Here is a 9,616-nt window from a genome sequence, read left to right on the forward strand (position 1 = left end):
TGAGCATCTGAGATCATGGCCAACGCCACCACCGCCCCGCCTGCCATGATGGCCGCTGTTCCCGCGGCCGCTGAACGCATCCCGCCGCGCCGGCTGATTGCGTTTCTGATCATGGTATTCGGGATGTTCATGTCGATCCTGGACATCCAGGTGGTCTCGGCGTCGCTCAGCGAAATCCAGGCCGGCCTGTCGGCGAGTTCGAGCGAGGTGTCATGGGTCCAGACCTCGTATCTGATCGCGGAAGTGATCGCGATTCCGTTGTCCGGATTCCTGTCGCGCGCGCTCGGCACCCGCCTGCTGTTTGCGATTTCGGCCGCCGGGTTCACCATCGCGAGCTTCCTGTGCGGGTTCGCCTCGTCGATCGAGCAGATGATCCTGTGGCGCGCGATCCAGGGGTTTTTGGGCGCGGGCATGATCCCGACGGTTTTCGCCTCGGCCTATACGGTGTTTCCGCGTTCGAAATTCCATATCGTCGGTCCGATCATCGGTCTGGTCGCAACGCTCGCACCGACCGTCGGCCCGACGGTGGGCGGATACATCACCGACTTGATGTCGTGGCACTGGCTGTTCTTCATCAACATCATCCCCGGCATCGGCATCACCATCGGCGTGCTGGCGCTGGTGGATTTCGACCAGCCGAATTTCAAGCTGCTCGACCATTTCGACTGGTGGGGCCTGATCTACATGGCGGGCTTTCTCGGCGCGCTGGAGTATGTGCTCGAGGAAGGGCCGCAATATGAGTGGCTGCAGGACACCTCGGTCGCGGTCTGCGCCGCGGTTTGCGGGGTCTCCGCGATCGCCTTCTTCTACCGGGTGCTGACGGCGAACGAGCCGATCGTCGATATCAGGGCCTTCAACGACCGCAATTTCGCCGTTGGCTGCCTGATCTCGTTCTGCATCGGCATCGGCCTTTATGGCCTGACCTACATCTATCCGCGCTATCTGGCGGAGGTGCGCGGCTACAGTGCGATGATGATCGGCGAGACCATGTTCATCTCCGGCATCACCATGTTCCTGACCGCGCCGCTCGTCGGGCGTCTGATGCAGCGGGTCGATATGCGGCTGATCATCGTCCTCGGCCTCGTCATCTTTGCGCTCGGCTCCTATCAGATGACCTGGATCACCCGCGACTACGACTTCTATGAACTGTTGGTGCCGCAAATCCTGCGCGGGATCGGCATGATGTTCGCGATGGTGCCGACCAATACCATCGCCCTCGGCACCCTGGCACCGAACCGGGTGAAGAACGCCTCGGGGCTGTTCAATCTGACGCGCAATCTCGGCGGCGCGGTCGGGCTTGCCGTCATCAATCAGGTACTGAATGAGCGCACCGACCTGCACATCTCGCGGCTGCAGGAGCGGGTGACGTGGGGCAACGCCACCGCCGTCGAGACGCTCAACATGTTCACCCAGCGGCTGCAGGGCATGGGCGATGCTGCGCTGATGGCGATGAAGCAATTGTCCCAGATCGTTCATCGCCAGGCGGTGGTGATGGGATATGGCGATGCCTTCTTCATGCTGACGCTGTTCTATGTCGGCCTCACGTTGCTGGTGATGCTCTTGAAGAAGCCGGCCTCGGTGACGGCAGAACCGGGGCACTAACCGAAATATTGCAAATCGGCCGCGATGCATTTATAAGCGTCGCGTCATCGCTCGAACCGGGGAGGATTTGCATGATTTCGTCATATTCGCAGATCGAACGCCCGCGTCCGATGCTCATGCTGGACGTTGGTTCGGGCCTCTAAGGCCATCTCCGTCAGCAGCGATCGGGCCCACCTCCCGATCACCCCAAGCTTCCCAGTAAGTCATTGATATCAACGACGCCTGCGCTCGGCTCGATGCCGTCCTCGCGTCAAGCAATGGAGCCGGCGTGCGCGGCCTGCCGCCACCCGGATGACGCCATGACCGCCTCCCGCGACAAGCGACCCGCCGCCATCCGCGTGGTGCTGCCCTTCGTATTCCGCCACTGGCTCGAGCAGCCGGTCGGCGCCGCCGTCGTTGCCGGCGGCCTGTTGGGCGCCACCGTGGCCGACCTGTTCATGCCGGTGTTCTCCGGCCACCTCGTCGACGCGATGACGTCTGGCGCTGCCGATCCCTCCGCCAGGCGGGCTGCGATCGCGGCGTTCGGCGGGATCGTGGCGCTCGGTCTCGCCTCGATGGTCCTGCGCCTGGTCGGGCTGCAGGCGATCGTGCCGTTCACGCTGCGGATCATGTCCGACGTGGCGCGCGACGCCTTCATGCGGGTGCAGCGCTTCTCCACCGACTGGCACGCCAACAGCTTCGCCGGCTCGACCGTGCGCAAGATCACCCGCGGCATGTGGGCGCTCGATCTGCTCAACGACACCATCCTGATGGCGCTGCTGCCGTCACTGGTCGTGTTGCTGGGATCGATGATCCTGCTAGGGCTGCACTGGAGTTCGCTCGGTGTCGTCATTGCCGTCGGCGCGCTCGCCTATGTGTCGATGACCGTGATCTTCTCGACGCGCTACATCGCGCCGGCAGCCCGTGTCTCCAACGCCTGGGACACCAAGGTCGGCGGCACGCTGGCCGATGCCTTGACCTGCAACGCGGTGGTGAAATCCTTCGGCGCGGAGGCGCGCGAGGACGCTCGGCTGGCGCGCGTCATCAGCCGGTGGCGCACGCGCGTGCGGCGGACCTGGCTGCGCTACAACTACACTTCCACCGCGCAGCTCTCGGTGCTCTTGTGCCTGCGCGCCTCCGTGATCGGCGGCGCGCTGCTGCTGTGGATCGCGGGCCGCGCGTCGCCCGGCGACGTCACCTATGTGCTGACCAGCTACTACATCATCCACGCTTATCTGCGCGACGTCGGCATGCACATCAACAATCTGCAGCGTTCGGTTAACGACATGGAGGAACTCGTCGCCATCCACGACGAGGCGATCGGCATCGCCGATGCGCCGGATGCGCGGCCGGTCGACATCCAGGGCGGACGCATCGTGTTCGATCACGTGACATTCCATTACGGCGGCCACCGTGCGCCGCTCTATGACGGCCTGTCGGTCGACATCCGCGCCGGCGAACGCGTTGGCCTGGTCGGTCGCTCCGGCTCCGGCAAGACCACGTTTGTAAAACTGGTGCAGCGGCTCTACGACGTCTCGGGCGGAAAGATCCTGATCGACGGCCAGGACATCGCGAAGGCGACGCAGCAATCGCTGCGCAGCCAGATCGCGATCGTGCAGCAGGACCCGATCCTGTTTCACCGCTCGCTTGCCGAGAACATCGCCTATGGCCGGCCCGGCGCTTCCATGGCGGCGATCGAGCAGGCGGCGCGGCTCGCCAACGCGCACGAGTTCATCCTGCGGCTGCCGAAGGGCTACGGCACGCTGGTCGGCGAACGCGGCGTCAAGCTGTCGGGCGGCGAGCGGCAGCGCGTCGCGCTGGCGCGCGCGTTTCTGGCGGACGCGCCGGTCCTGATCCTCGACGAGGCGACCTCGAGCCTGGATTCCGAATCGGAAGCATTGATCCAGCAGGCGATGGAACGGCTGATGAAGGGCCGTACCTCGATCGTGATCGCGCACCGGCTCTCGACGGTGCGCAGCCTCGACCGCATCCTGGTGTTCGACCGCGGCGAGATCGTCGAGCAGGGCACACATGCTTCGCTCGCGGTTCGTCCGGACGGAATCTATCGCGGGCTGTTCGAGCGCCAGGCGACCGAATTCGCCGCGATCTCGGCGGCGGGGTGAGGGCGATATGAAAGATCTCACGGAAGGCTCCATCGTCAGCCACATCCTGACCATGGCTCCCCCGATCTTTGCCGGCATGATCATGATGATGCTGTGCGGGCTGATCGATCTTTATTTTGTGTCAGGCCTCGGCGACGCCGCCGTCGCGGGCGTGTCGGCGGCCGGCAACGCCGGATTTCTCATCAATGCCTTGATGCAGGTGCTCAGCGTGGGAACCATGGCGCTGATCGCGCATGCCGTGGGCCGCAAGGATCGGGCCGATGCCAATCTGGTATTCAACCAGTCGCTGGGTCTGTCCGCGGCGTGCGGGCTGTTGACGTGGGTTGCCGGAACGGTCTTCGCGCGCGGTTACATGCGCACGGTCGCCGCAGACCAAGCCACCATCGAGGCCGGAACGACGTACCTGATCTGGTTCATCCCCGCGCTCGCGCTGCAGTTCGCTCTCCTGGTGATGTCGTCCGCCTTGCGCGGCACTGGCATCGTGCGGCCGACCATGGTCGTGCAGGCGCTCGCGATCGGCCTCAACATCGTGCTTGCTCCGGTTCTGATCGCGGGCTGGGGCACGGGGCGCGCCCTGGGCGTTGCCGGGGCAGGGCTGGCGAGTTCGATCGCGGTGCTGATCGGCGTGCTGATGCTGTGGATCTATTTCCACCGGCTGGAGCGTTATGTCGGGGTCAATCGCCGGCTGTTGCGCCCGCAGCTCAGGCAGTGGAAACGCATCCTGAACATCGGCCTGCCCGCCGGCGGCGAGTTCGCGATGATGTTCGCCAACATGGGCGTCATCTATTATGCGTTGAGCGGCTTTGGCGCGGCTGCCCAGGCGGGCTTCGGCATCGGATCGCGCGTGATGGGTCTCATTCAGGTGCCCGCGATGGCCATTGCGTTTGCGGCTGGACCGATCGCCGGGCAGAATTTCGGTGCTGGCAACAGCGAGCGGGTGCGGGAGACGTTCAAGAAAGTCGCGCTGATAGGTACTGGCTTGATGATCGCCGTCACCATGGCGGCGCAATGGAGGCCGGATCTGTTGCTGGCTGGTCTTGCCAAGGACGCCGAGACCATGGCGGTTGCCGCGCTGTTCCTGCAGATGGTCTCCCTGAACCTCGTCGCACAGGGATTGATCTTCGTGTGCTCAGCGATGTTTCAGGGGTTGGGCAACACCAAACCGGTGCTGTTGAGTTCCGGCGCACGCCTGATCACCTACGCGATGCCGGTCATATGGCTGTCCGCGCAGTCGGGTTTTCGCATCGTGGACATATGGTATCTGTCGATCGCAACGACGACGCTGCAGGCGGCGTTGAGTTTGTGGCTGCTGCGTCGGGAATTCGGGAAACGGCTGGTGCCGCTCGTGCCTTGAAGCGGAGGCGGCGATCCCGGCTTGGACAAAATGAGAGCCCATTCAAAGGGGATGGACCGAGGGGATCGGCCGCAAGAATTTGCCGCCGGCGGTGAACCTCACCGGCCTTCCGAAGACCCACCTACGGGAGCGTGTGTAACAGCATCCTCCGATCGGAGGATGCTGTTCTGTTCACATCTCCGGCGCGACTGGCCCAACACCATACCAGCTTACCGCAGACCACAGACCACCATGCCCCGAACAAGCAGGCTTCCCGGTCTCATCGAGGATATCTACGACGCGGCGCTCGAACCCGCGCGGTGGAATGACGTCGTGGTCGGGATCAACGATTTCGTCGGGAGCCAGGCCTGCGGGCTGATCTCGAAAGATTCGAAGAGCAAGTTCGGAGAGACACATTATTATTGCGGGGTCGATCCGCATTATATCCGGCTCTATTCCGAAGCCTATTCCCGGTTCGATCCGCTCACGACCCTGCCGCCCTCCGGGCAAGTCGTGGGCATTCCCGATCTCCTGGAGTACGACGAGTATCGTCGCGGCCCGTTCTATCAGGAATGGTTGCGCCCGCAGGGCTGCGTCGACGTCGCGAACGTCGTGCTGCATAAGTCGGATCCGAATTGCGCGGACCTGCTGACGTTCCTCCCGGGCGCCCGGATGGCCGATGCGGACATGCGGCGCCGCATCGCGGCCGTGGCGCCGCATGCGCGCCGGGCTCTGCTCATCAACAAGTCGATCGATGCAACGGTGTCCGAAGCCTCGACCTTTGCCGACATCCTGAACGGCCTCAGCGCCGCGATGTTCCTGATCGACGCCTCTTTCCGGATCGTTCATGCGAATATCGCGGGCCTTGACATCGTCAGCGCGGGCGATGTCCTGCGCTCGGTCAACGGGCAGCTTGTCGCCCGCGATGCGCGGGTCAACCGGACCTTGCGCAAGGCGTTCACCGGCCATGGCAAGATTGCGGCCGACGCGGCGTGCATCGCCTTGCCGATGATCGGCCTCGGCGGCGAACGTTATGTCGCGCACTTGTTGCCGCTCACCGCGGCGGCTCGCAGCGCGACCGGCGCGGCCTGCAAGTCAGTTGCCGCCTTGTTCGTCCGAAAGGTCGCGCTGGAAATAGCGGGCAGCGAAATCATCGCGCGCAGCTTCGATCTGACGCCGGCCGAGCTGCGCGTGATGGTGTCCATCGTGGATGTCGGGGGCGTGCCGGAGACGGCGGCGGCTCTCGGTGTCGCCGAATCCACCGTCAGGACCCATCTGCACCGGGTCTTCGCCAAGACCGGCACCAACCGTCAGGCGGATCTCGTCAAGATCGCAGCCGGCTTTTCCAATCCGCCGGTGCACTGAACCGGCGCCAAGGGTCCCAGCCATCCCAGCCTGAGCGGCCGGGATTGCGGCGCCCCGGCCGCTTCGCTAGGCTTTCGCGATAAGTCCGGACGCGCAAGGGGCCGCATGACTGAAGCCGTGAGAAGAGAGCCTGGCCGGTCCGGGCTCGGGCTGGTTCTTTCCGCCCGGCGTGATCCGCTCGCGCGAATCCTGAACGTCGATCTCGCGACGGTGCTGATCGCGGTTCTGCTGCCGTGGTCGACGACCGGCGTCGTGATCGCAACTGCGCTGTGGGTGATCGCGCTGGTCCCAACGATCGAGGCGGCGGCATTTTGGCGCTCGCTGAAGCGCCCGATTTGCGCTCTGCCGATCGCGATGTTCGCCTTGGCGCTGGTGGGAACGCTGTGGTCGGACGCGCCGTGGGGCGAACGTCTCCACGCGGTCGGGCCGACCGTGAAATTGCTGATGCTGCCGCTGCTGCTCTACCATTGCGAACGCTCGTCGCGCGGCGTGTGGGTTTTCATCGCCTTTTTGACGTCGTGTCTGCTGCTGATGATCGCCTCGTGGCTGGTCGCGCTCGATCCCAATCTCTCGCTGAAGCTCTATTTCTCGCGGGGGCCCTTCACGCCCACCAGCGGAATTGTCGTCAGGAACTATATCGACCAGAGCCAGGAGTTCGTGCTGTGCGCGATCGGGCTCGCTTATCCCGTCATGACGCTGCTGCGAACGAACAGAGTGCGGCTGGCGGCGCTGTTCGCGGCCATCGCCGCCAGTCTGCTGATCAACATGATGTTCGTGGTCGTTTCGCGTACGGCGCTGGTGACGATGCCGATCATGATCGCGGTGTTCGCGCTGCTGCATTTGCGATGGCGTGCGGCGATCATCGCATTGTGCGCCGCTGCGTTGCTGGCGGCGGTGATCTGGAACGTATCGCCGCAGTTGCGCGCCACGGTCTCGAAATTCTTCACCGATTATCAATACACCTCAATTCAGAACAACGAGACCGGCATAGGTTCGCGGCTGCTATATTGGCAGAAATCGCTGCGCTTCTTCGCGGAGGCGCCGTTGATCGGTCATGGCACCGGGACCACGCGCGGCCTGTTCGAAAAGGCCGCGATGGGTGCAACTGGCGCCCGCGGCCAAGTGGTCTCCAACCCGCATAATCAGACCCTGAACATGGCGGTGCAATGGGGCGTGGTCGGCGTCGTTCTGCTCTACGCGATGTGGCTGGTGCATCTCATGCTGTTTCGCGGCGAAGGGCTGGCGGCCTGGATCGGGCTGCTGGTGGCGGTGCAGAATGTCTCCACCTCGCTGTTCAATTCGCATCTGTTCGATTTTCAGGAAGGCTGGATGTACGTGCTCGGCGTCGGCGTCGCCGGCGGCATGGTGCTGCGCGCGAGGCGCGATGACGTCGCAAATCACAATCAGTGCGCGCCGACGCTGCTCCAGACCAGGCCGATGCCGGACAGAAACAATAATCCAAGCACGACATCCCGGAAATTCTGGTCGCTCAGCGCGTGATAGGTTCGCGCGCCGATCCAGGCGCCGAGCAGCGTAGCCGGAAAGGCGAGCGCCGCAAGCCAAAGCACTTCGGTGCCGACGAAGCCGGCGCCCGCCTGCAGGACCAGCGACGCGGTCAGGATGGTCCAGTTGAAGGTCTGGAAAATGCCGCGCCGCTCGTCCTTGCCCCAGCCGCGCAAATTGGCCCACAGGATCGGAAGCGGGCCGGACAAACCGGCGAGCCCGCCAAGAATTCCGCCGGCAAATCCGACCATGCCGTCGGCCGCGCGGCCGCCGAAACGCGGCACCAGCGGGGCGCGGTCGAAATAGAGTGCTGCCGGAAACACCAGCAGCAGCACGCCGATGCTCAGTTTGAACACCCGCGGATCGGCATGCGCGATCATCAGCGTGCCCAGCGGCACGCCCGCGAGGCCGCCGATCAGAAACGGCCACACCAGGCGGAAGTCGATGGTCCGCCAGATCGACGGCAGCGTCGAGGTCTGCGCGACGATCGAAGAGATCAGAACCAGTGGCACCGCTACCGATGGCGGCAGCGCGTAGAGCCATATCCCCAGCGCCATCAGCGCCGTTCCGAAGCCGGCGAGGCCGGACACGAAGCCGCCGGCCAGCGCGCCGGAAAACAAGAGCACATAGGCTATCGCGGTCATTTCCGCCGTCATTCCGGGGCGCGAGTGAAACGAGCGAACTGTGATGTGCAATTGCACATCTGATAATCTCGAGATTCCTGGTTCGATGCTTCGCATCGCCCCGGAATGACCGCTTCAGAGTTGGCGCGCAACATTTACATCACCCAGCGGGCCGGTAGTATCGCCAATTGCATTCGGTTCAGGCCCAAAAAGGAAAACATCATGGGGGCAACCTTTCTCGTCTGCCACGGCGCGTGGTCGGCAGGGTGGGCGTGGAAGAAGATGCATCCGCTGATGGCAGCCTGCGGGCATCGGCTGGTGACGCCGACCTACACCGGGCTCGGCGAGCGGGCGCATCTGGCCAACCCCTCGATCGATCTCGAAACCCACATTGAGGACGTCCTCAACGTCATCAAATATGAGGACCTGCGCGACATCGTGCTGGTCGGCCACAGCTATGGCGGCATGGTCGCGACCGGCGTCGCCGACCGGGCGCGGGACCGCATTTCGCAATTGATCTATCTCGACGCGTTCGTGCCCGACGACGGCCAGTCGCTGCTCGATCTCAACGAGCCGGCGCGGCCGCACATGCACGCACTCGCAAAATCCGGCGACGGCTGGCGGGTACCGCCGAATCCGACGCCGCCGGATACGCCGCCAGCCGATCTGGAATGGCTGACCGAGCGCCGTGTCGATATGCCGATCAAGTGTTTTGAAATGCCGCTCAGGCTGCGGGGCGGGAAACTGACCTTGCCGCGCAGCTATATCTACGCCACGCGCATCACGCCCGCGGACACCTTTGGTCCGTTTGCCAGGCGCGCAAGGAGCGAGGCAGGGTGGAATTACTTCGAGATCGACGCCAGCCATTCGCCCAACGTCACGGCGCCGGAAGCGCTGATGGCGTTGCTGCAGAAGATCGTCGGCCAGCAGGCGTAAAGTTGGCGAGGGGTCCGGCGCGTTACGCCGAACCCCTCATTCTCGGCAAGACACGTTTTCTTCGAAAACGCTTTCGCTCAAAGATATCAGCCAGCCTGTAAGCCGGGTTTTGTAGGGCATCGCCCGCTTGCGCAGGAGATACGTGACGGCCA

Annotated in this window: 7 protein-coding genes; 6 read left to right on the plus strand and 1 reads right to left on the minus strand. The window is 64.0% G+C overall.

Annotated elements, in window-relative coordinates:
• Window positions 1–15: 15 nt before the first annotated feature.
• The 5 genes from QZ213_RS03240 to QZ213_RS03260 all read left to right on the plus strand — a co-directional run bounded on the left by QZ213_RS03240 (window position 16) and on the right by QZ213_RS03260 (window position 7,902).
• Entirely contained in the window at window positions 16–1,602 is a 1,587-nt protein-coding gene (locus QZ213_RS03240) for a DHA2 family efflux MFS transporter permease subunit (RefSeq protein ID WP_291684611.1), read from the plus strand.
• 299 nt (window positions 1,603–1,901) lie between these two features.
• Window positions 1,902–3,704 carry an ABC transporter ATP-binding protein gene (locus QZ213_RS03245; RefSeq protein WP_291684612.1) on the plus strand — a complete coding sequence of 601 codons (1,803 nt, stop codon included), beginning with the start codon at window positions 1,902–1,904 and terminating at the stop codon, window positions 3,702–3,704.
• A 7-nt stretch (window positions 3,705–3,711) separates the two neighbouring features.
• A complete protein-coding gene (locus QZ213_RS03250; RefSeq protein ID WP_291684613.1) occupies window positions 3,712–5,058 on the plus strand; it encodes an MATE family efflux transporter in 1,347 nt (448 codons plus the stop codon).
• Window positions 5,059–5,289: 231 nt separating this feature from the next.
• On the plus strand, window positions 5,290–6,402 hold the full coding sequence (locus QZ213_RS03255) for a helix-turn-helix transcriptional regulator (RefSeq protein ID WP_291684614.1): 1,113 nt from the start codon (window positions 5,290–5,292) through the stop codon (window positions 6,400–6,402).
• Between the two features lie 117 nt (window positions 6,403–6,519).
• Complete coding sequence (locus QZ213_RS03260; RefSeq protein WP_291684615.1) at window positions 6,520–7,902, plus strand: O-antigen ligase family protein; 1,383 nt, start codon at window positions 6,520–6,522, stop codon at window positions 7,900–7,902.
• Here the strand turns inward: QZ213_RS03260 and QZ213_RS03265 are convergent.
• The gene (locus tag QZ213_RS03265; RefSeq protein WP_291684616.1) at window positions 7,806–8,549 is read right to left on the minus strand and encodes a sulfite exporter TauE/SafE family protein; all 744 of its coding nucleotides are present in this window, start codon (window positions 8,547–8,549) and stop codon (window positions 7,806–7,808) included. The genes QZ213_RS03260 and QZ213_RS03265 overlap by 97 nt on opposite strands.
• Window positions 8,550–8,750: 201 nt before the next feature.
• On the opposite strand from QZ213_RS03265, the gene QZ213_RS03270 reads away from it, so the two are divergent.
• A complete protein-coding gene (locus QZ213_RS03270; RefSeq protein WP_291684617.1) occupies window positions 8,751–9,464 on the plus strand; it encodes an alpha/beta hydrolase in 714 nt (237 codons plus the stop codon).
• The last annotated feature ends 152 nt before the right edge of the window (window positions 9,465–9,616 follow it).

The sequence above is a fragment of the Bradyrhizobium sp. genome (assembly GCF_017881085.1).
In the GTDB taxonomy this organism is placed as follows: Bacteria; Pseudomonadota; Alphaproteobacteria; order Rhizobiales; family Xanthobacteraceae; genus Bradyrhizobium.